Consider the following 20354-nt stretch of genomic DNA (forward strand, 5'->3'; position numbering starts at 1 on the left):
TGTGCCTCAGAAGAGCACCTGCTGGACGTCCGCGCCGGCCACCTGGAGCCCGCCGCCGTCGCGAGGCATCCCCGCGAGCGCCCCGGACGGGTAGTCACCCTCGTCGTGCGGCGTGAGGTCGTCCGGGAACCGCCCCGTGGCGCCCGACCGCGAGCGGTGCCCGGACGAACGGAAGCCGCGCTCGCTGAGGAGCGGCTCGACCCGGTCCCACAGCCACTGCCGGTAGGCCTCGAGCGCGTAGGTGCCACGGGCGTACACGCGCCCGTAGCCGGCGACGGCGCGTGGGTGCTCGCGCTCCAGCCACTGCAGGTACCACTCGCGGGTGCCGGGCTTGAGGTGCAGCGGCACCACGGTGACTCCCGTGGCACCAGCGTCCGCGACGGCGTCCAGCAGGCGGCGCAGGTGGTCGCGGGAGTCGGTCAGCCAGGGCAGCACCGGGGCCACCATGACGCCGCAGGGCAGGCCTGCGGCCCGCACCGCGCGGATCAGGTCGAGGCGCGCCCGGGGTGTCGGCGTCCCCGGCTCGACCGACTGCTGCAGCTCCTCGTCGGCGGGCGAGTCGGCGAAGCCGAGGGAGACCCCGAGCCCGACCTCCACGCGCTGCGCCGCCTCGGCGATCAGCGGCAGGTCCCGACGCAGGAGCGTGCCCTTGGTGAGGATCGAGAACGGCGTGCCGGAGTCAGCGAGCGCCCCGATGACGCCGGGCATGAGGCGGTACCGCCCCTCGGCCCGCTGGTACGGGTCGGTGTTGGTGCCCATCGCCACCGGCTCCCGCGTCCAGGCCGGCCGCGCCAGCTCGGCGCGCAGCACCTCGGCCACGTTCGTCTTCACCACGACCTGGGAGTCGAAGTCCCGGCCGGCGTCCAGGTCGAGGTACTCGTGGGTGGGGCGGGCGAAGCAGTTGTGCGAGACGACCCCGTTCGCGATGAAGTCGCCGGTGCCGGTGGTGATGTCGATCATCTCCTGCTCGAAACCCAGGTCCTCGATGCTCACGACGCGCAGGTCAGCGGCTGTCTTGACGGCCCCACCGAGCACGGAGAGCTTCCGGGTGATCGCCGGGCGCACGAGACGGGAGAAGCGTTGCCGGGAGGGAAGCCCACCCACGACCCGCACGCCCCCGACGCCGCGAGGGTTGGAGCGCTCTCGGACGTTCGGCACACCGAGCCGATCCATGGATGCGCTCGTCCTGGAGAGGATCTCCTCGTCCTTGTTCGAGACGCGGAGGATGCCCCGCGAACACGATCCTTCCGCATCGAAGATGCCCGCCAGGAACCCCCTCGACCACTCTTCGGTCGGGTCACCGGGCCAGGCCACCAACCGGTTGATCTTCTCGTAGTCCGCACGGCGACCGGTGTATATGCAGTCGATCGCCCGACGGGTCGCGGACGCGGCGCTGAACGGGCGACGCTTGAGCGCGACGCCTTCCTGCGTGAGGTAGTCGGCCGAGCGCTCCAGAGCTTCCGCGTCGGCCGACGCCAGACGGAAATGGGTGACGCGCACCGGCCGCCCGGAAGCTGTTGTGTACGTCTTGTCGAGGCGCATGCCGTCACCGCGGATCATGCCCGTGAGATAGCCGCGCCGGTACTCCTCCGAGGGTCCAGCAACCGTCGGCTCGGCGGCGGCCCTCCCGTTGCCGAACCCCATGAGCGTGTTGTTCAGCGTCAGGAACGGACGCTGCGGGTAGCCGCGCTCCTGCCGCGCCACATGTTTCCAGCCGCGCCCGCCGACCAGGAACCGGTGGTCACCGCTGGCCACGATCTCCGTCCCGTCGGCCAGGGTCACGCGGTACGCCCGACGGATGGTCCGCCACCAAGCGAGGACCGCCGTCGCCTCATACCTCCGATATCGGCCGTCGACGACCGTCCCGACGATCTGCTCCCCCACCCGGATGTCGCGAATCGGCTTCTGCCTCCCGTCGGCCATCAGCACCAGGGTCTCCGGGCTGGTGCAGTAGCGGCACGCATGACTGCATCCCCGGTACGGGTTGACGGTCCACCCGAACGGCATCTTCGATGCGGCGGGCACCTTGGACAGCGCGCTCTTCGCGAGCACCTCGTGGAACGTGACGTCGGCGAACTCCGGCGTCCGCACCGTGCGCACCAGGCCGAGCCGCCCCAGGGCGGAGCGTTCGAGCCCGGGCAGGGCACCGTCGTCGGCGCCGACCGTCTGACCATCCCATCTCACGCCACCATTCGAACAGACGTTCGACTCGCTGTCCAGCCCGCCCGGCGTCAGCGGCGGAGCCGCGCGAGCGCCCGGCGGGCCCGATCCCGCCACGGCAGCGGGCGCCGGGCCAGCTCCGCGAGCAGCACCGCGACCGTGTCCAGGGCGGCCGCGGTCACCTCGCGCGGTCGCGGCGTGTCGGGGTCGGTCCAGTCGTCGCCGGGCGGGACGGGCAGCAGGTCGGCCAGGTCGCCGTGCACGGTCACGTCCTGGTCGCGCAGCCAGGCGACCCAGGTCTCGCTGAGCTCTGCCACCCACGGGTGGTCGTCGGGCCCCAGGGCGATGGGGGTGGACCGCCTCGGCGCGAGCGCGTCCCCGGCGACGACGCCGTCGACGAGCGGCGAGAGGGCACCGCCGCGCCGCACCTCGTCCCCGAGCCGGCGGTTGAGGCCGCGCAGCACCTGCGCCTCGGGCGCCCCGACCGAGGCGTTCGACCGCTCGGCGTCCCGCGGCGCCCAGGCGGGGTCGACCTCGACGGCCTCCAGGAAGCGGAGCCAGAGCGTGCCCCCGGCGCCGCCCGCCGGCGGCGCGGTCACCACGTGGACCCGCGAGGCAGGGAGGTCCGCGGCCCACACGGTCAGCACGTGGGTCGGGTCCACGGAGTCCAGGAACGCGGACCGCCCCGCCCTGACCCGGTCGAGGTAGGCGCGCAGCGTCGTCCTCGCGCCGAACTTCAGCGTCTCCTGCCATCCGCTCGCGAGCTCGCGCGCCAGGTCGCGGACGGTGAGCACCACGTGGACCTCGGCGCCGGTCGCCGCCAGGTCCGCGAGCACCCGGGCCGCCTGGGCCGGGTCCGCCCTCGCCAGCAGCTCGTGGCTGACGACGACGTCTCCCCGCGCCCGCCGCACCTGGCCCACCAGGCGGTCCCACGCGCCGCGCAGTCGCCGCGGGTCGATGCCGTGCCGCGCCCCCGTGGCGTCCAGCGCGGCCCAGTAGTGCACCCTCGGCTCGCCCAGCGGCCCGCTGGGGTACAGCACCCCGTGCCGGCGCAGGTCGTGGCGGTTCGCGTGGAGACGCGACTGCAGGTAGGTGGTGCCGGACTTGGGCGCGCCCACGTGCAGGAAGACTCGGCTCGGCATGGGCCCAGCGTCGCACGACGCCCTGTGCGAGCCCTGGACGGCGTCCGCCCGTGGCTCGGCTTCACAACGCCAGCGAGACCCCCGACCGCGACGTGGCGAACAGCCCGTCCGCGCCCTGGAGCGTGAGCGCCGGGACCGGCGCCGCGGCGAGGTCCGACGACCGGTAGCGCTTGAGGTCCCCGCGGTAGACGACGGTGCCGGGCACGTCCAGCAGCGTCTGCGGGCGCACCTTCCAGCGCGGGACGCCCAGGTCGCACACCCCCGCGTCGCGCAGCACGTGGTAGACGAACTCGGAGCAGAAGAACCGCCGGTCGTCCTCGGACCCCCGCCCGAGCAGACCGGTCACGAGGCCGGGGGCGTTGTAGGCGTAGGTGTGGCTGTCGAGGAGGAACTCCGCGACGCGAGCGCCCACGGCGTCCCGCTGGCGGGACGTCACGGGGACCTCGAGGACGACGCCCGGCAGCCGGTCCATCCCCCGGTACAGGTCGTCGTCGAGCCGCTCGCGCTTGAAGCAGCCGACGAACGGGTTGGACGCGCGGCGACGCCCGAAGCTGAACATGAGCTCGAGGTCGGCGTCGAGGGCCAGGGCCGCGTGCGTGTACTCGTCCCGCGTCGCGAGGCGGATCGTCCGCGACAGGACGGTGCTGCTGCGGGACAGGACCACGTAGATGCTCACGGCGGTCACCGTACCGTCCCCCGGGCGCCGTCCGGCCAGGTCAGCGGCGAGATCAGGGTGAATCTCAGGGGCGCCTCAGGGTCTTCGGGGGACAACCCCCGCGGGATGGCTCCCGATCAGTTCCGGCCGCCCGCGGGGTCCACCTCTCAGGCCGGTCCCCGCCGGCTGCTTCCCGACCCGAGGAGACCCCCGTGATCACCGTGCAGCGTGGCTTCAGCAGCTTCTCCGTCGACGACCTCGACGCCGTCGAGTCGTTCTACCGGGACGTCGTGGGGCTCCGCGTGCACCGCACGTCCATGGGGCTCGAGCTGGACGTCACCGGCGGCAGCGCCGTCTTCGTCTACCCGAAGGGCGAGGCCCACGAGCCCGCGAGCCACACCGTGCTCAACCTCGTCGTGCCCGACGTCGCCGCCGCGGCGGCGGACCTGCACGCCGCCGGCGTGGACCTGGTGCGCTACCCGGGGTTCGCCCAGGACGCCGACGGCGTCGTGCGCAGCGACGACCCGCGCCAGGGCCCGACCATCGGCTGGTTCCGGGACCCGGCGCGCAACGTCGTCGCGCTCATCGAGGCCTGAGGGACGCCGGGTTCACTCGGCGGCGGCCGGCACGACCCGCGGGAACAGGTCCTCCGCCGGCGGCTCCCACGTCGCGGCGTCCGCGTCCACCTGCTCCCCCGAGCGGATGTCCTTCACCTCGCCGGACAGGACGGCGGGCTCGGTGCCGTCCTCGCCCGGCTGCGCCGGGAACCACACGAACGGGATGCCGCGGCGGTCGGCCACCTTGATCTGCTTGCCGAACTTCGCCGCCGACGGCGCGACGTCGGCGGGGACCCCACGGGCGCGCAGGGCCGCCGCGACCGCGTCGGACCGGTCCCGGTGCGCCTCGTCCGTGACGGCGACCAGCACGGCCGTGGGCACGCCGCGCGTCGCGGCGACCAGCCCTGCGGACAGGAGCCGCGAGACGAGGCGGGAGACGCCGATCGACAGGCCGACGCCCGGGTACGTGTTCTTGCCGTCGGAGGCGAGGGTGTCGTAGCGCCCGCCCGAGCAGATCGAGCCGAGCTGCTCGTGCCCCACCAGCACCGTCTCGTAGACCGACCCGGTGTAGTAGTCGAGGCCGCGCGCGATCTTCAGGTCCGCGACGACGACGCCGGGAGCGCGGCGTGCGGCCGCCTCGATCAGCGCGGCGAGCTCGCCCAGCCCCGTCTCGAGCAGCTCCGTGCCCGCGTCGTAGGACGCCGCGAGGGCCCGGACCCGGTCCACCACGGTCGTGTCCGCGCCCGAGATCGCGGCGAGCTCGAGGCACGCCTTGGCCTGCTCGGGGGCGGCGCCCTGCTCCGCCTGCAGCAGCTCCGCGACGGCGTCCGGCCCGATCTTGTCGAGCTTGTCGACCTGGCGCAGCACGCCCTCGACGTCGTCGAGCCCCAGGCCGCGGTAGAAGCCCTCGGCGACCTTGCGGTTGTTCACGAGGATGCGGACCTCGGGCACGCCGACGTCGCGCAGCGCGCCGAGCGCCTCGGCCATGACGAGCGGGAGCTCGACCTCGTAGTGGTAGGGCAGCTCGCCCGCGCCGACGACGTCGATGTCGGCCTGGACGAACTCGCGGAAGCGGCCGTCCTGGGGGCGCTCGCCGCGCCAGACCTTCTGGATCTGGTAGCGCTTGAAAGGGAAGGCGAGGCGGCCGGCGTTCTCCAGCACGTACCGCGCGAACGGGACGGTGAGGTCGAAGTGCAGGCCGAGCTGCTTCTCGGCCGCCGCTGCCCTGTCGGCCCTCGATCCCTCGGCGTCGCCGTCCTGCTCCTCCTGCAGCCGGCGCAGCACGTAGACCTCCTTCGAGGTCTCGCCCTTGCGCAGCAGCTGGTCGAGCGGCTCCACCGCCCGCGTCTCGATACCGGCGAACCCGTGCAGCTCGAACGTCCGCCGCAGCGTGTCGAGGACGTGCTGCTCGACGACGCGACCGTCGGGGAGCCATTCGGGGAAGCCGGAGAGCGGGGTGGGGCGTGCCATGGGCCTCATCCTCCCAGACGCCGGGGCCGTGTCCGGACCCGTCCCACCGCCGGGGACGGGGCGGACGGGACGGATCAGCGCAGGTGCGGGCGCAGGAAGGGGTTCGTCGCCAGCTCGCGGCCGACGGTGGTGGTCGGGCCGTGGCCGGGCACGACGCCGAGCTCCGGGCCGAGCGCGCCCACGACGTCGCGCAGCGTGCGCGCCATGGTGGCGGCGTCTCCACCCGGCAGGTCGGTGCGCCCGACCCCGCCCGCGAAGAGCACGTCGCCCGCGAGGACGACGCCGCCGCGGTGGTCGCCGCCAGAGTCGCCGTCGTGGTCGCCGTCCCGGACGACGAGGAGCGTCGAGCCCTCGGTGTGCCCCGGAGCGTGCAGCGTGCGCAGCCGCACCGCTCCCGCAGCGAGCGCCCCCTCGCCGTCGGGTCCGAGGTCGAGCAGCTCGACGACGGCCGGCGCGCGGTAGTCCTCGGCCCGCCGGCCCGTGGCCGCGAGCGCCTGCGCGAGCGCGCCGCTCACCCCCGGGTCGCCGCCGTCGCGCACCGCAGCGAGGCCCAGCGTCCCGAACGGGTCGGCCAGGCGGTAGGCGTCCGCGGGATGGATGCGGAACGGGACGTCGTACCGCTCGCAGAGCGCCGCGGCGTCCCAGGTGTGGTCCACGTGCCCGTGGGTCGCGACGACGGCGCGCGGGACCAGGCCGCGCTCGACGACCAGGCGCTCGACGTCGGGGGCGACCCCCGCCCCGGCGTCCACGACCACGCAGTCGGCGTCCCGGCCCTCTGCGCCGGCGACCACGACGCTGCAGTTGGTGGCGAAGACGGGCGCGACGACGAGGAGGATCTGCACCGCGCCACCGTAGCCGCCGCGGCCCGGCCCGGGGTCGCCGCCGCCGTAGCGGATGTGACCTGCGTCCCGGCCTCTAGACTGTCCCCCGCGCGCGGGAGTTCCCGTGCGGCGACCGGGACGAGGCGAGGAGGACCGCGCGTTGGCGGCCACCAAGCGCGAGCGGGAGTACGCCCGCAAGCGGCAGCAGCAGTGGGAGCAGCGGCAGGCGCAGGCGCGCGCCCGGCGGCAGCGGACGTTCGCGATCGTGGCGATCGTGGCGGTGCTCGCCCTGGTGGGCGGCGGGTTCGTCGTCGCGAACCTGGGCGGTGCCGCGAACCCCGCAGCGTCGTCGACGCCGCAGGCCGCAGGTGACTGCCCCGCGGCGGAGGTCGGCGCCCGCGACGGCGGGGACCTGCCCGACCCCTCGGCTGCCGAGGACCGCACGTGGACCGCGACCGTCGACCTGTGCGCCGGCGGCACGGAGACGGACCTCGTCCTCGAGCTGGACGGCGCCGCCGCCCCGCAGGGCGTCGCGAGCTTCGTGTCGCTCGCGGACCAGGGCTACTACGACGGCACCCCCTGCCACCGCCTCACCACCCAGGGCATCTACGTCCTGCAGTGCGGCGACCCCACGGGGACCGGGACCGGTGACCCCGGCTACTCGTACGGCCCGATCGAGAACGCCCCGGAGGACGACGTCTACCCCGCCGGGACCATCGCGATGGCCCGCCGCGGCGACGACGGCGAGTCGATGGGCTCGCAGTTCTTCATCGTGTACCAGGATTCGACCATCCCGTCCGACACCGCGGGCGGGTACACGGTGCTCGGCACCGTCACGTCCGGCCTGGACGCCGTCCAGGCAGTCGCTGACGAGGGCGTCGACGGAGGGGCCGGCGACGGCTCCCCCGCGACCCCCGTCATCATCGAAGGAGTGGAGACCCAGTGAGCGAGAGCACCCCCGGCTCGACCGGCCCCGAGGAGACCCCGGCCGGCACCGAGGAGACGGCCGAGACTCCATCGCAGACGACCCCGGACGAGGCGACCCCGCCGGCTCCCGCGGCGGACCCGCAGCCCGTCGCGGGCGAGACCACGGACCCGGCTCCCCCGGCCGAGCCCGCGCAGGAGACCCCGGAGCCCGAGACCCCGGAGCCCGAGACCGCGGAGCAGGCTCCCGCCGAGGCCGCCGAGACGGCCCCCGTGGCCGAGTCGACCGAGACCACCGGGACGACCGGGACGAGCGCTGAGCCCGAGGCCGCCGAGCCCGAGGCCGAGGCCGAGGCGACCGCCGCGCCCGCCCCGGCGACTCCCGCGGCGCCGAAGCCGTCCGCCGTGCCGAAGCCGCCCCGCCCGGGCGCGCCCAAGCCGTCGGCGCTGCGCCGCCCGGCGCCCACTCCCGCCGACGTGCCGCCGGCCGAGCCCACGACGCCTGCGGCGCCGGTCGTCCCCCCGGCGCTGGACGCGGCCGCGGCGTCCGCCGCGGAGGCGTTCGGTCGGGTGGACGACGACGGCACGGTGTTCGTGCGGGAGGCCGCCGGCGAGCGCCAGGTGGGCCAGTTCCCCGGCGTGGACGCCTCGGAGGCGATGAGCCTCTACGTGCGGCGCTACCTGGACCTGGACGCCAAGGTCGCGCTGTTCGAGACCCGGCTGGACAGCGCCGACCTGTCGGTGCGCGAGATCGACCAGACCCTCGCGAAGCTCGCCGAGGAGACGGGCGAGCCCGCCGCCGTCGGCGACCTGGACGCCTTGCGGGCCCGCGTGGAGGGCCTCAAGGCACGCGCGGCGGAGCGCCGGGCCGCGCTCGAGCAGGAGCGTGCGGCCGCCAAGGCCGAGGCCGTCGCCGCCCGCACCGCGATCGTCGAGGCCGCGGAGAAGATCGCCGCCACCGACCCCGCCAAGATGCAGTGGCGCCCGGCCGGCGAGGAGCTGCGGGGCCTCCTGGATCGCTGGAAGGAGGCGCAGCGCAGCGGGCCGCGCATCGACCGCCCCTCGGAGGAGGCCCTCTGGAAGCGGTTCAGCCACGCGCGCACCGCGTTCGACCGGGAGCGGCGGCACTTCTTCGCCGACCTCGAGCAGCGCAACTCGACGGCGAAGGCGGCCAAGGAGCAGCTGGTCGCCGAGGCGGAGTCCCTGCAGACCAGCACCGACTGGGGAGCGACCGCCGCCGCCTACCGCGACCTCATGGCGCAGTGGAAGGCCGCGGGGCGGGCCAGCCGCAAGGACGACGACGCGCTCTGGGCCCGGTTCCGGGCGGCGCAGGACGCGTTCTTCGGCGCCCGCGACGCCGAGAACGCGGCGATCGACGCCGAGTACGGGCAGAACCTCGAGGTCAAGGAGGCGCTGCTCGCCGAGGCCGAGGCCCTCCTGCCCGTCAAGGACCTGGCCGCGGCGAAGGAGAAGCTGCGCGACCTCCAGGACCGCTGGGAGGAGGCCGGCAAGGTGCCGCGCGGGGACATCCAGCGCGTCGAGGCCCGCATGCGGGCGGTCGAGACGGCCGTCCGGGGGGCCGAGCAGGCTCGCTGGGACCGCACCAACCCCGAGACCCGCGCGCGGGCCGAGGGTGCCGCGGCACAGCTCGAGGCCGCCATCGAGGGGCTCGAGCGCGATCTCGCCGAGGCGCGCGAGTCGGGTGACGCGCGGCGCGTCGAGGAGGCCGAGACGGCGCTCGCCGCGCGGCGCGCCTGGCTCGAGCAGGTCGTCCGCGCCGCGGAGGACACCCGCGGCTGACGGCGCACGGCCGCCGGCCTGACCGGGCGGGGCCCGACCGGACGTCGCGTGCGCGCGACGATCCACAGGCGGTGCCCGAAGGGGCTCACGACCGGATAGTTTCCGCGTCGTGAGCCCCTTCGTCGTCCTCCCCGCACCGCCCGGCCCACCCACGGGCGACCGCCTCCGGTCCCCGGTCGCTCCGCGGCGGCTCGGTGACCTGCTCACGGCGCCGGGACGCGCGTCCGGTCCCCTGGTACGCCCGGCGGACGTCGGCGGGCGGGCGGCGTGGGACGTCCTCGTGCGCGACGGCTCCCTCGAGGTGGTGCGCGACGACGCGGCCGTCGTCGCCGGCACGACCATGACCCCCGTGCTGCGGGCCGCGCTGCTGGCCGGGTCGCTGCCCGCGGGAGCCGTGGCCGCCGGGCGCACGGCGGCGTGGGTGCACGCCGGCCGGCTGGCGGGCACCCGGTCCGCCGAGCACCTCGACGTCACCTACGCGGCCGGCGGGCACCGGCCCGAGCTCTGGGGAGCGGGGCTCGTGTGGCAGGCGCCGCTGCTGCGCGGCGACGTCGTCGAGCTGGCCGGGGTGCGGGTGACCGCGCCGCTGCGGACCGTGGTCGACGTGGCGGTGCACGTGCCGGGCGAGGAGGACGCGACCCGCCTCGCCCGCGTCGTCGCGGACTCCTGCGGCCTCGCTCTCCCGGACGCGGCCGCGCTGCTGGAACGCCGCGTCCGCGTCGTCGGACGCCCGCGGGCCCGCCGCGTGCTGGCCCGGGCCGCCGTCCTCCGTGCGGCGCCCGCCGCCCTGCCCTAGGTTGAGCCGCATGGCCTCCGCCGCACCCGCCGTCGAGCTCGACGCCGCTGGCCGCGCCGTGCGCGTCTCCAGCCCCGACCGCGTCGTCTTCCCCGAGCTGCCCGACCGCCCGGGCCTCACGAAGCGCGAGATCGTCGAGTACTTCCTGTCGGTGGGCGACGGGATCCTCGGCGCGCTGCTGCACCGGCCCACGACGCTCGAGCGGTGGCCGAAGGGCTGGTGGCCCGAGGCGGTGATGGCGACGCGCGCCGACAACCGCGGCGACGCCTTCTACCAGAAGCGGCTGCCCCAGGGAGCCCCCGACTGGGTCGAGACCGCGACCATCGCCTTCCCCAGCGGGCGCACCGCCGACGAGGTGGCGCCGACCGAGCTCGCCGTCGTCGCCTGGGCGGCGAACCTCGGCACCCTGACCTTCCACCCGTGGCCCGTGCGCCGCGACGACGTCGAGGCGGTCGACCAGCTGCGCATCGACCTCGACCCGCAGCCCGGCACCTCCTTCGACGACGCCGCGGCCGTCGCGCCCCACCTGCGCGACCTGCTCACGGAGCTCGGGCTCACCGGGTACCCCAAGACCTCGGGCGGGCGCGGCCTGCACGTCTTCGTCCCTCTCGCGCCCCGCTGGTCCTTCCAGCAGGCCCGGCGCGCCACGATCGCGGTCGGCCGCGAGCTGGAGCGCCGCCTCCCCGACCGGGTCACGACGAAGTGGTGGAAGGAGGAGCGGGGCGAGGCGATCTTCGTCGACTACAACCAGATGGCCCGCGACCGCACCATCGCCTCCGCGTACTCCGTCCGGGCGAACAAGCGCGCCACCGTCTCCACCCCGCTGGAGTGGGACGAGGTCGGCGAGGTGCACCCGGACGACTTCGACGTCACGACCGTCCCCGCCCGGTTCGCCGAGCGCGGCGACCTGTTCGCCGCCCTGCGCGCCGACCGCGACCCGGGGCTGGACTGCTCTCTCGACGCCGCGCTCGAGCTCGCGCGCCGCGACGAGGAGGAGCACGGCCTGGGCGACCTGCCCTACCCGCCGGAGTATCCCAAGATGCCCGGCGAGCCCAAACGTGTGCAGCCCAGCCGGGACACCGACCGCAAGCGCACCTGACCGTCAGGGACGCGTGTACCGCAGGAAGACCGACCCGTCGCCGAGCGGGACGCACTCGGCGCGCGTGAGGTCGGCCTGCATCCCGTCGGGCAGCAGGCGCAGCCCGCCGCCGGCGACGTGCGGCACCACGCGTACCGTCATCTCGTCGACCACTCCGGCCAGCAGCGCCACCGCGGCGGTCGTCGGGCCCGAGACCTCGACGACGCCGTCGGTCCCCGCCGCGATCTCGGCCAGGCGCTCGGGGGTGAGGCGCGCCTCGAGCGTGGTGCGGGGCGCGTCGACCGTGCCCTGCTCCGCCACGAGGCCGTCGGAGCAGACGATCTTGTCGATCCCGCGCCAGATCTCGGCGAACTCGTCCGCGGCGTCGCTCTGCCCGGGCTCCCACGTGTCCCACACGCGCATCGTCTCGAACATGCGGCGGCCCACGACGAAGGTCCGCACGTCCCGGACCCGGTCGTTGATGAACGCGTGGACGGCGTCGTCCGGCGCGCCCCAGTCGAAGTCGCCCGACGCGTCGGCCACGTAGCCGTCGATGGAACAGCTCATCAGTCCGTACCTCAGTGTGCCCATGCTCCCCAGACCCGCCCGGGGGCCTCGACTCATCGGCGGCCCGCCGATCGGTGGGCTCAGGCGGTGCCCGGAGCCCCGGGCAGGAGGCTCGCGAGGTCGTAGCCGACCGGTTCCTCGAGCTGGTCGTAGGTGCACGACGACGGCTCGCGGTCGGGGCGCCACCGCTTGAACTGCGCGGTGTGCCGGAAGCGCGCGCCCTCCATGTGGTCATAGCCGACCTCCAGCACCCGCTCCACGCGCAGCGGCGTGAAGGACAGGTCCTTGCCGGCGCTCCAGCGCGACTGCGCTCCCGGGCGCCTCTCGCCCGCGCTGCCGTCCGCGACCGCCGGGTCCTGCCAGTCCGCCCACGGGTGCGCGGCGGCCTCCTCGGTGCCCGGTTCCACGACGAGCGGTGCGAGCTCGGCGTGCAGGGCCGCCCGGCGCGCGGCGGGGAACGACGCGGAGACGCCGACGAACTGCAGGCTGTCGGGGTCGTCCTCCTGTGCGTACAGGCCCAGCAGGAGCGAGCCGATGAGCGGCGTCGAGGGCGTCGACGTCTTGTGCAGCCGGTAGCCGGCGAGGACCACGTCGGCCGTGCGGGCGTGCTTGATCTTCAGCAGCGCCCGCTTGTTCGGCTGGTACGGGTCGTCGAGCCGTTTTGCGACCACGCCGTCGAGGCCCGCGCCCTCGAACGCCTCGAACCAGTCGCGCGCGACGCCGGCGTCCTGCGTGCGGGGCGTGGCGTGCACCTGCGGCCCGTCGAGCGCCAGCCCGTCGAGCGCCTCGAGCCGTTCGCGCAACGGCCGCCCGGACAGGTCGTCGCCGCCGAGGGCGAGGACGTCGAAGACGACGAGGCTGGCCGGAGTCTCCGACGCGAGGAGCCGCACCCGCGACGCGGCGGGGTGGATCCGTTGGCCCAGGGCGTCGAAGTCCAGGTGCGCCGCCCGGGCCGCGCCGTCCCCGGGGCGGGCGACCACGATCTCGCCGTCGACGACGCAGCGCTCCGGCAGCGCGTCGAGCGCCGCGTCCACCACGTCCGGGAAGTAGCGCTGCATCGGCCGACCGTTGCGGGAGTCGATCCGCACGTCGTCGCCGTCGCGGAACACCAGGGCGCGGAACCCGTCCCACTTCGGCTCGTACACCCAGACGTCGTCGCCCGGAGGCTGGTCCGGCACGTCCGGCACCGACTTCGCGAGCATGGGCAGCACGGGCGGTTCGAGCGGCAGCGTCATGCTGGCGAACCTACTCCGGGAGGTGGGCCGGCACCTCCGCTCGCCTCGGGAACTCGAGCCGCACCCGGACGGTCACCCTGCCGGCGTCGTCCCGGTGCGCGACCGCGTGCCCTCCGCGCTCGGCGCCGTCGAGCTCGACCGTCAGGGGGGCGCCCTCGCCCAGGAAGTTGCGCCACCAGCTCTTGGCGTCCGGCATCCCGACCCCGATGACGACCTCGTCCCCCCGGCGGCGGTACCCGACCGGGATCGCGAACTCGCGCCCCGACCGGCGCCCCGTGTACCGGACGATCGTGAGGGTGCGGCGGAGCGCTCCGCCCCAGCGGGGCGACCTGCGCCAGGCGAGCACCCCGGCGTTGAACCGGGTGACGAAGCGGCGGGAGCGGGGCGAGCCCAGGCTCGGCATGAGGTGTTCCTTCCTGACGCGCGGCGGGGACGCCGGTCGGCGCCCCGTCACGCTAGCAAGGCAACCGGAACGACTCGTCCACTTCCGCCTCGAGTGAGAGCGATGACCGCCGAGCACTCTCACACCCGCCCGGCCGCGCGCCCCGCGGACGGCGCCACGGCCGCGCAGCGGGCCGACGCCCGCCACAACCGCGACCGGATCGTCGCCGCGGCGCGCGAGCTGTTCGCCGTCACCCGCGACGACCTCGCGCTCGTCGTCATGGCCGACAGCGGCGTCGGTGGCCGCCACACCGGAGGAGGCCGCGGTCGCCTCGCGCCGGCTCGTCGGCCTCCTGCTCAGCGGGCTGCGCGCCGACGGCGCCGTGCGGCTGCCCGCCCCGACCGGCCGGGGGCTGCTGGAGTCGCTCAGGCTCCCGCCGACTCCTGGTGCACGTCGGCGGCCCTCGTCCCGGTGATGCGGTAGACGTCGAAGACGCCGTCTACCTTGCGCACCGCGGTGAGCACCTGCTGCAGGTGGCCGGGCTCCGCCATCTCGAAGACGAACTTCGACAGGGCGATCCGGTCGGACGACGTCGAGACCGACGCCGACAGGATGTTGACGTGGTAGTCCGACAGCACCTTGGTGACGTCGGACAGCAGCCGCGACCGGTCGAGCGCCTCGACCTGGATCTGCACCAGGAACATCGTGTTGGCGCCCGTGGTCCAGGACACGTCCACCATGCGCTCGGGCTGCGCCTTGGCCAGCTGCTCGGCGTTGGCGCAGTCCGCGCGGTGCACGCTGACGCCAGCGCCGCGGGTCACGAAGCCGACGATCGAGTCGCCGGGCACCGGGGTGCAGCACTTGGCGAGCTTCACCCAGATGTCGTCCACGCCCTTGACGACGACGCCGGGGTCGCCGGTGCGGCCGCGGCGCGACGGGCGGCCGGGGGCCGCGGCCTCTGCGGCGTCCTCCTCGGTGCCCTCCTCGCCGCCCAGCGACTTGACCAGCAGGTCGACGACGTGCGGCGCGGACGCGTGCCCCTCGCCCACCGCCGCGTAGAGCGCGGAGACGTCGGCGTAGCGCATGTCGTTCGCCAGCCCGACCAGCGCCTCGTGGCTGAGCAGGCGCTGGATCGGCAGGTTCTGCTTGCGCATCGCCTTGGTGATGGCGTCCTTGCCCTGCTCGATCGCCTCCTCGCGCCGCTCCTTGGTGAACCACTGGCGGATCTTGTTGCGGGCGCGCGCCGACTTCACGAAGGCGAGCCAGTCGCGCGAGGGGCCCGCGGACTCCGCCTTGGAGGTGAGGATGTCGACCGTGTCGCCGTTCTGCAGCGTCGAGTCCAGCGGCACGAGCCGTCCGTTGACGCGGGCCCCCATGGTGCGGTGGCCCACCTCGGTGTGCACCGAGTACGCGAAGTCGACCGGCGTCGCCCCGGCGGGCAGCGCCATCACCTCGCCCTTCGGCGTGAAGACGTACACCTCCGCGCCGCCGATCTCGTAGCGCAGCGAGTCGAGGAACTCGCTCGGGTCGGCGGTCTCGCGCTGCCAGTCCACGAGCTGGCGCAGCCACGCCATGTCGTTGGCGCGCGGGTCGTCCGACGTCGTCTTGCCGGCCGGCGCCATCTGCTTGTACTTCCAGTGCGCGGCGACGCCGTACTCCGCGCGACGGTGCATGTCGTGCGTGCGGATCTGGATCTCGACGGGCTTGCCGCCAGGGCCCACGACCGTCGTGTGCAGCGACTGGTACATGTTGAACTTCGGCATCGCGATGTAGTCCTTGAAGCGGCCCGGGACCGGGTTCCAGCGCGCGTGGAGCGCGCCGAGCACCGCGTAGCAGTCCCGCACCGTGTCCACGAGGACGCGCGTGCCGACCAGGTCGTAGATCTCCGCGAAGTCGTGCCCGCGGACGATCATCTTCTGGTAGATCGAGTAGTAGTGCTTCGGGCGGCCGGTGACCGTCGCCTTGATCTTCGCGCTGCGCAGGTCGGCGGAGATCTGCTCCCGCACCACCGACAGGTACTCCTCGCGGGCGGGCGCGCGCTCCGCGACCAGGTGCACGATCTCGTCGTACACCTTGGGGTAGAGCGTCTGGAAGGACAGGTCCTCCAGCTCCCACTTGATGGTGTTCATGCCCAGCCGGTGCGCCAGCGGGGCGTAGATCTCGAGCGTCTCGCGCGCCTTGCGCTGCGCCGACGAGCCGGAGACGTACTTCCACGTGCGGGCGTTGTGCAGCCGGTCCGCGAGCTTGATGACCAGCACGCGGATGTCCTTGGCCATCGCGACGACCATCTTGCGCACGGTCTCCGCCTGGGCGGCGTCGCCGTACTTCACCTTGTCCAGCTTGGTGACCCCGTCGACGAGCATGGCGATCTCCTCGCCGTACTCGCGGGTCAGCTCGTCGAGCCCGTAGTCCGTGTCCTCGACCGTGTCGTGCAGCAGCGCGGCCGCCAGGGTCGCGCCGTCGAACCCGAGCTCGGCGAGGATGGTCGCCACGGCGACAGGGTGCGTGATGTACGGGTCGCCGGACTTGCGCTCCTGGCCCCGGTGACACCGCTCGGCCGTCGCGTAGGCGCGCTCGAGCACCGAGAGGTCGGACTTCGGGTGGTTGGTGCGCACAGCCTGGAGCACCGGCTCCAGCGCCGGCGTCGTGGGCGGCGCGCCCCGCACCCCGAGCCGCACGAGCCGGTTGCGCACGCTCCGGCCGGACCCCGAGCCGCGGCCCGGGACAGCCCCCTGCCCGGTCGATCCCTGGGGCGCGTTGGCGGCGCGCACGACCTTCGTCTCGTCGCTCATCTGCGCCTCCTTCCGCAACCACCGCGGGGTCGCCGCCGGCCGGGACGGCAAGTCTACGACTCCACGCGGAGCAGAGCCTCGACCGTCCGTCCGGTCAGCCTGTCGCGTCCGCCCAGGCCGGCGAGCTCGAGCAGGAACGCCAGGGCGACCACCTGGCCGCCCGAACGCTCCACGAGCTCGGCCGCCGCGCACGCCGTGCCGCCGGTCGCGAGCACGTCGTCGACCAGGAGAACACGCGCCCCCGCCTCGAGTGTTCCCGTGCGCAGCTCGATCGCGGCGGAGCCGTACTCGAGGTCGTAGTCCACCCGTTCCACCGGCGGCGGCAGCTTGCCCGCCTTGCGCAGCGGCAGGAACCCCACCCCGAGGCGAGTGGCGAGCGGCGCCCCCAGGAGGAAGCCTCGCGCCTCCATGCCCGCGACGACGTCCACGCCGCCGTCCGCGTCCACGAGGCGGGCGAACGCCTCCACGACGTCCGCCAGCGCCGGGCCGTCCGCGAGCAGCGGGGTGATGTCGCGGAACACGACGGGCGGGTGCGGGTAGTCCGGCACGTCGCGGATCAGCGCGCGCACCTCCGCCGCCCGCTCGGCGCCGAGCCCCCGGAGCCCGTCCAGGACGATGTCGTCCGGACGGTCGCCGGGGCGCCCGCCGCCGGGCACGCCGAAGCCTGAGCTGTCATCCATCGCGTGACCCCCGGCTCAGTGTCCGCGCTTGCGGCGCGGCTGGGCGCGGTTGCCCTGGTGCTGGCCCGGGATCAGCTGAGCGGACCCGGTCGTGAACGCCGCGACCTCGGCGTCGTGGCCGCCCTCGGCGACCAGGCCGGCGCGCTCCGCCAGGACCGCCTTCGTGTGCGCGGCGATCTTCGGCTCGCGATCCCGCAGCGCGACGTCGAGCGGCGTCGCGAGGAAGAGCGACGACGCCGCACCGACGGCGATACCGACGAACAGCGACAGTGACAGGTCGCGGAGCGTGCCCGCCCCCAGCAGGAACGCGCCGACGAAGAGGATGCTCGCCACCGGCAGGAGCGCCACGACCGACGTGTTGATCGAGCGCACGAGGGTCTGGTTCACGGCGAGGTTGGCGCGCTCCGCGTACGTGCTGCGGGTCTGCGTGAGCACGTCCGCCGTGTTCTCGCGGACCTTGTCGAACACGACCATCTTGTCGTAGAGCGAGAAGCCGAGGATGGTGAGGAAGCCGATGATCGTCGACGGCGTGACCTCCCAGCCGATGGCCGCGTAGACGCCGGCCGAGATGAGCAGGTCGGCGAGCATCGCGACGATCGCCGCCACGGACATCCGCCAGGCGCGGAAGTACACGGCCATGAACAGCGCCGCGGCCACCACGAACACCACGGTGCCCCACAGCGCCCGCATGGAGACGCCCGCGCCCCAGGTCGGGCCGACGAAGGACGTCGTCACCGCGGACTCGTCGACGTCGTACGCGGTGGCGAGGCCCGTGACCAGGGCGGCCTCCTGCTCCGGCGTGACCGTCTCGGTCTGCACCCGGACCGCCGAGCCGCCCACGATCGCGACGCGGGGCTCCTCGTTCGGGAGCACCTCGTGCACCGCGTCGATCGCGACCTGCTGCTCCGTGGAGCTCGCGTCGTTCACCGTGAACTCCGTGCCACCGCGGAAGTCGATGCCGAGGGTGAGGCCCTTGATCAGGATCACGGCGATCGACGCGACGGCGAGGATGCCCACGATCGTGAACCAGCGCTTGCGGCGCTGCACGATCGGGTAGGACCGCCGGCCCGTGTACAGGTCGTTGCCCCACTGGGCGAAGTGCATGCCGGCCATCAGCGGCTCTCCTCGTTCGTGCCGGAGTGGTTCTCACCGGTCGCCGAGGGCGATCCGTCGTCCGGTCCTGCGTCCGGCTGCGGGTCCGCCTCCTCCGCGGCCGCCCGGCGCTCGGCCGCGCGCCGCTCGGCGATCGTCAGCCGGCGCCCGGAGGCGTCGGTGACGGGGGCCGCGGGGGCCTGCCGTGCACCGCTGTGCACGGGCTCGGCGACCACGCGCTCGCCCGGCGCCTCGGCGCCGGCGTCGGCGCCCTCGGAGGCGGCGCCGGCCACGGCGGGCTGCGGCATCCGCACCCGGCCGGCGCCCGCGTACCGCGGGCCGGAGCTCGCGCGCAGGCGCTCGGGCGACAGGCCCGACCACAGGTGGCCGTCCCGGAAGAACGGGATCTTGGCGATGACCTCCATCATCGGGTGCGTGAACCAGAACACGACGGCGACGTCGATGATCGTCGTCAGACCCAGGGTGAACGCGAAGCCCTGCACGCCGCCCACGGCGAGGAAGTACAGGATGATCGCGGAGATCAGGTTGACGGCCTTGGCGGCGAGCACCGTGCGCCGGGCGCGGGCCCAGCCGCGCTCGACCGCGTAGGCGAGGGTCCGCCCGTCGCGCAGCTCGTCGCGGATCCGTTCGAAGTACACGATGAACGAGTCCGCCGTGAAGCCGATGGCGACGATCAGGCCGGCGACGCCCGCGAGCGAGAGCCGATAGCCCATCCCCCAGGAGAGCAGGGCGATCGACACGTAGGTGATCACGCCCGCGACCACCAGCGACGCGACCGTCAGCAGGCCGAGCGTGCGGTACTGCAGCAGCGAGTACACGACGACGAGCGCGAGGCCGATGAGGCCGGCGATCAGGCCGTTGCGCAGCTGCTCGGAGCCGAGGGTCGCGGAGATGACCTCCTGGCTCTCGACCGTGTACTGCACCGGCAGGGCGCCGAAGCTCAGCTGGTTGGCGAGCGTGGCCGCGGAGTCGCGCGTGAACGACCCGGAGATCGTCGCCTGGCCGTTGGAGATGATCGTGCCCGGGGACAGGGACGGCGCCGAGACGACGAGCCCGTCCAGGACGATGGCGAACTGGTTGCGCGGCGCCTCGAGGCCCTGCAGACGGGTCGTGGTCTCGCGGAACTCCTTCGTGCCCACGGAGTCGAAGTTGAGGAAGACGCCCCACTCGTTGGTGGTGGTGCCGTTCGCGCCGGGGACGAGGCCGGAGCTCGCCGACGAGATGTGCACGCCGTCGACCTCCATCGGGCCGAGGATGTACTTCAGCCCGTCCTGCTCGCCGCACGTCACCAGCGGCTTGTCCGGGTCGTCCCCGCCGCCGCCCTTGAGGTTGGCGGGGTCAGTGCAGTCGAGCTGCTCGAACTGCTTCTGGATCTCCGGCGTGATCTGCGCCAGGTCGCTCGGGTCGGAGGCTGCTGCCTCCTCGCCCTCCGGGGTCGCCGACGGCGACGGGTCCGCGTCGTCGCCCTCGGTCGGGGTCGCGGTGGCGGTCGGCGTGGCCGACGGGTCGACGTCCGCCGGGACGGACAGCGGCGCACCCGCGCCCTTGCCGCTCGGCGCGTCGCCGGCGGCGTCCTCAGCGGCCGCGTCGTCCTTGGCCGCGTCGTCCTTGGCGGCGTCGTCCTGCGCCGCGTCGCCGGCGTCGGCGCTGGGCGAGGCGGACGGCTCGGGGGTCGGCGTGCCCGCGGCGTACGTCAGCACCGGGCGGAAGCGCATCTGCGCCGGCTGCGAGATGAGGTCGATGGTCTCCTGCGACACCTCGCCGGGGATCCCGACGACGATGTTCTGGGAGCCCTGCGCGGTGATCTCCGCCTCGGACACGCCCGAGGAGTCGATGCGCTGACGGATGACGTTGATCGACTCGTCGATCGTCGCCGACGTCACCTGCGACCCGTCGGTGGTGTCCGCCTTCAGGATCAGCTGCGTGCCGCCCTGCAGGTCGAGCGCCAGCCCCGGGGCCCAGCTCGCGCCGTCCGGGTTGGAGTCGGACTTGGCGTCCCAGAAGACGCCGGCGCCGAGGGCGAGGAACGGCAGGACGATCGTCAGGATCGTGAAGACCACGAGGGTGCGTACCGGACGCGACCGCTTCGTGCGTGAGTTCGCCAACTTCTGTCTCTTCCCGTCTGCGCGCCGCCGCGGGGCCGGCGCGTGATGGCGCCGGCCGGGATCACCCCGACCGGCGC

At 74.3% G+C, this 20354-nt stretch carries 18 protein-coding genes; 6 read left to right on the forward strand and 12 right to left on the reverse strand.

Annotated elements, in window-relative coordinates:
* Positions 1 to 6: 6 nt before the first annotated feature.
* The 3 genes from ACQP6G_RS07300 to ACQP6G_RS07310 form a co-directional block, all read right to left on the reverse strand.
* Positions 7 to 2184, reverse strand: coding sequence for an intein-containing Rv2578c family radical SAM protein (locus tag ACQP6G_RS07300; protein WP_429763610.1), 2178 nt, complete (start codon positions 2182 to 2184; stop codon positions 7 to 9).
* A 47-nt stretch (positions 2185 to 2231) separates the two neighbouring features.
* On the reverse strand, positions 2232 to 3302 hold the full coding sequence (locus ACQP6G_RS07305; RefSeq protein ID WP_429763611.1) for a recombinase family protein: 1071 nt from the start codon (positions 3300 to 3302) through the stop codon (positions 2232 to 2234).
* Between the two features lie 61 nt (positions 3303 to 3363).
* Positions 3364 to 3978: a hypothetical protein gene (locus tag ACQP6G_RS07310; RefSeq protein ID WP_429763612.1), complete on the reverse strand. Its 615-nt coding sequence runs from the start codon at positions 3976 to 3978 to the stop codon at positions 3364 to 3366.
* Between the two features lie 191 nt (positions 3979 to 4169).
* On the opposite strand from ACQP6G_RS07310, the gene ACQP6G_RS07315 reads away from it, so the two are divergent.
* The gene (locus ACQP6G_RS07315; protein ID WP_429763613.1) at positions 4170 to 4553 is read left to right on the forward strand and encodes a VOC family protein; all 384 of its coding nucleotides are present in this window, start codon (positions 4170 to 4172) and stop codon (positions 4551 to 4553) included.
* Positions 4554 to 4565: 12 nt separating this feature from the next.
* Here ACQP6G_RS07315 and hisS read toward each other — a convergent pair whose 3' ends face one another.
* Together hisS and ACQP6G_RS07325 are read right to left on the reverse strand one after the other, a co-directional pair.
* Positions 4566 to 5984: a histidine--tRNA ligase gene (gene hisS / locus ACQP6G_RS07320; RefSeq protein WP_429763614.1), complete on the reverse strand. Its 1419-nt coding sequence runs from the start codon at positions 5982 to 5984 to the stop codon at positions 4566 to 4568.
* 74 nt (positions 5985 to 6058) lie between these two features.
* Positions 6059 to 6826, reverse strand: coding sequence for an MBL fold metallo-hydrolase (locus tag ACQP6G_RS07325; RefSeq protein ID WP_429763615.1), 768 nt, complete (start codon positions 6824 to 6826; stop codon positions 6059 to 6061).
* Positions 6827 to 6965: 139 nt separating this feature from the next.
* Between ACQP6G_RS07325 and ACQP6G_RS07330 the strand changes: the two genes are divergently transcribed.
* From ACQP6G_RS07330 to ligD, 4 genes are all read left to right on the forward strand, one after another.
* On the forward strand, positions 6966 to 7751 hold the full coding sequence (locus ACQP6G_RS07330; protein ID WP_429763616.1) for a peptidylprolyl isomerase: 786 nt from the start codon (positions 6966 to 6968) through the stop codon (positions 7749 to 7751).
* On the forward strand, positions 7748 to 9529 hold the full coding sequence (locus ACQP6G_RS07335; protein WP_429763617.1) for a DUF349 domain-containing protein: 1782 nt from the start codon (positions 7748 to 7750) through the stop codon (positions 9527 to 9529). Before ACQP6G_RS07330 ends, ACQP6G_RS07335 begins: the two co-directional genes overlap by 4 nt.
* 109 nt (positions 9530 to 9638) lie before the next feature.
* On the forward strand, positions 9639 to 10325 hold the full coding sequence (locus ACQP6G_RS07340; protein ID WP_429763618.1) for a hypothetical protein: 687 nt from the start codon (positions 9639 to 9641) through the stop codon (positions 10323 to 10325).
* Between the two features lie 10 nt (positions 10326 to 10335).
* A complete protein-coding gene (ligD, locus tag ACQP6G_RS07345; RefSeq protein ID WP_429763619.1) occupies positions 10336 to 11424 on the forward strand; it encodes a non-homologous end-joining DNA ligase in 1089 nt (362 codons plus the stop codon).
* A gap of 3 nt (positions 11425 to 11427) precedes the next feature.
* Here the strand turns inward: ligD and ACQP6G_RS07350 are convergent, their stop codons facing one another.
* From ACQP6G_RS07350 to ACQP6G_RS07360, 3 genes are all read right to left on the reverse strand, one after another.
* Complete coding sequence (locus ACQP6G_RS07350; RefSeq protein ID WP_429763620.1) at positions 11428 to 11970, reverse strand: dihydrofolate reductase family protein; 543 nt, start codon at positions 11968 to 11970, stop codon at positions 11428 to 11430.
* 80 nt (positions 11971 to 12050) lie between these two features.
* A complete protein-coding gene (locus ACQP6G_RS07355; protein ID WP_429763621.1) occupies positions 12051 to 13205 on the reverse strand; it encodes an ATP-dependent DNA ligase in 1155 nt (384 codons plus the stop codon).
* 10 nt (positions 13206 to 13215) lie between these two features.
* A complete protein-coding gene (locus ACQP6G_RS07360) occupies positions 13216 to 13608 on the reverse strand; it encodes a hypothetical protein (protein ID WP_429763622.1) in 393 nt (130 codons plus the stop codon).
* 102 nt (positions 13609 to 13710) lie between these two features.
* Between ACQP6G_RS07360 and ACQP6G_RS07365 the strand changes: the two genes are divergently transcribed.
* Positions 13711 to 14070, forward strand: coding sequence for a hypothetical protein (locus ACQP6G_RS07365; RefSeq protein ID WP_429763623.1), 360 nt, complete (start codon positions 13711 to 13713; stop codon positions 14068 to 14070).
* On the opposite strand, the gene ACQP6G_RS07370 is transcribed toward ACQP6G_RS07365, so the two are convergent.
* From ACQP6G_RS07370 to secD, 4 genes are read right to left on the reverse strand one after another with little or no spacing between them, the layout of a single operon-like run.
* Complete coding sequence (locus ACQP6G_RS07370; protein ID WP_429763624.1) at positions 14013 to 16379, reverse strand: RelA/SpoT family protein; 2367 nt, start codon at positions 16377 to 16379, stop codon at positions 14013 to 14015. The genes ACQP6G_RS07365 and ACQP6G_RS07370 overlap by 58 nt on opposite strands.
* Positions 16380 to 16432: 53 nt before the next feature.
* Entirely contained in the window at positions 16433 to 17059 is a 627-nt protein-coding gene (locus ACQP6G_RS07375; protein WP_429763625.1) for an adenine phosphoribosyltransferase, read from the reverse strand.
* A gap of 15 nt (positions 17060 to 17074) precedes the next feature.
* The gene (gene secF / locus ACQP6G_RS07380) at positions 17075 to 18172 is read right to left on the reverse strand and encodes a protein translocase subunit SecF (protein ID WP_429763626.1); all 1098 of its coding nucleotides are present in this window, start codon (positions 18170 to 18172) and stop codon (positions 17075 to 17077) included.
* Positions 18172 to 20232: a protein translocase subunit SecD gene (gene secD, locus ACQP6G_RS07385; protein WP_429763627.1), complete on the reverse strand. Its 2061-nt coding sequence runs from the start codon at positions 20230 to 20232 to the stop codon at positions 18172 to 18174. Before secD ends, secF begins: the two co-directional genes overlap by 1 nt.
* Positions 20233 to 20354: the final 122 nt, after the last annotated feature.

Source organism: Isoptericola nanjingensis (assembly GCF_050311635.1).
In the GTDB taxonomy this organism is placed as follows: Bacteria; Actinomycetota; Actinomycetes; order Actinomycetales; family Cellulomonadaceae; genus Isoptericola; species Isoptericola nanjingensis.

Coding starts and splice junctions, on each gene's coding strand:
- ACQP6G_RS07365 (WP_429763623.1), top strand. CDS start 13,711: ATGACCGCCGAGCACTCTCACACCCGCCCGGCCGCGCGCCCCGCGGAC.
- secF (WP_429763626.1), bottom strand. CDS start 18,172: ATGGCCGGCATGCACTTCGCCCAGTGGGGCAACGACCTGTACACGGGC.
- ACQP6G_RS07360 (WP_429763622.1), bottom strand. CDS start 13,608: ATGCCGAGCCTGGGCTCGCCCCGCTCCCGCCGCTTCGTCACCCGGTTC.
- hisS (WP_429763614.1), bottom strand. CDS start 5,984: ATGGCACGCCCCACCCCGCTCTCCGGCTTCCCCGAATGGCTCCCCGAC.
- ACQP6G_RS07305 (WP_429763611.1), bottom strand. CDS start 3,302: ATGCCGAGCCGAGTCTTCCTGCACGTGGGCGCGCCCAAGTCCGGCACC.
- ACQP6G_RS07355 (WP_429763621.1), bottom strand. CDS start 13,205: ATGACGCTGCCGCTCGAACCGCCCGTGCTGCCCATGCTCGCGAAGTCG.
- ACQP6G_RS07375 (WP_429763625.1), bottom strand. CDS start 17,059: ATGGATGACAGCTCAGGCTTCGGCGTGCCCGGCGGCGGGCGCCCCGGC.
- ACQP6G_RS07350 (WP_429763620.1), bottom strand. CDS start 11,970: ATGAGCTGTTCCATCGACGGCTACGTGGCCGACGCGTCGGGCGACTTC.
- ACQP6G_RS07370 (WP_429763624.1), bottom strand. CDS start 16,379: ATGAGCGACGAGACGAAGGTCGTGCGCGCCGCCAACGCGCCCCAGGGA.
- ligD (WP_429763619.1), top strand. CDS start 10,336: ATGGCCTCCGCCGCACCCGCCGTCGAGCTCGACGCCGCTGGCCGCGCC.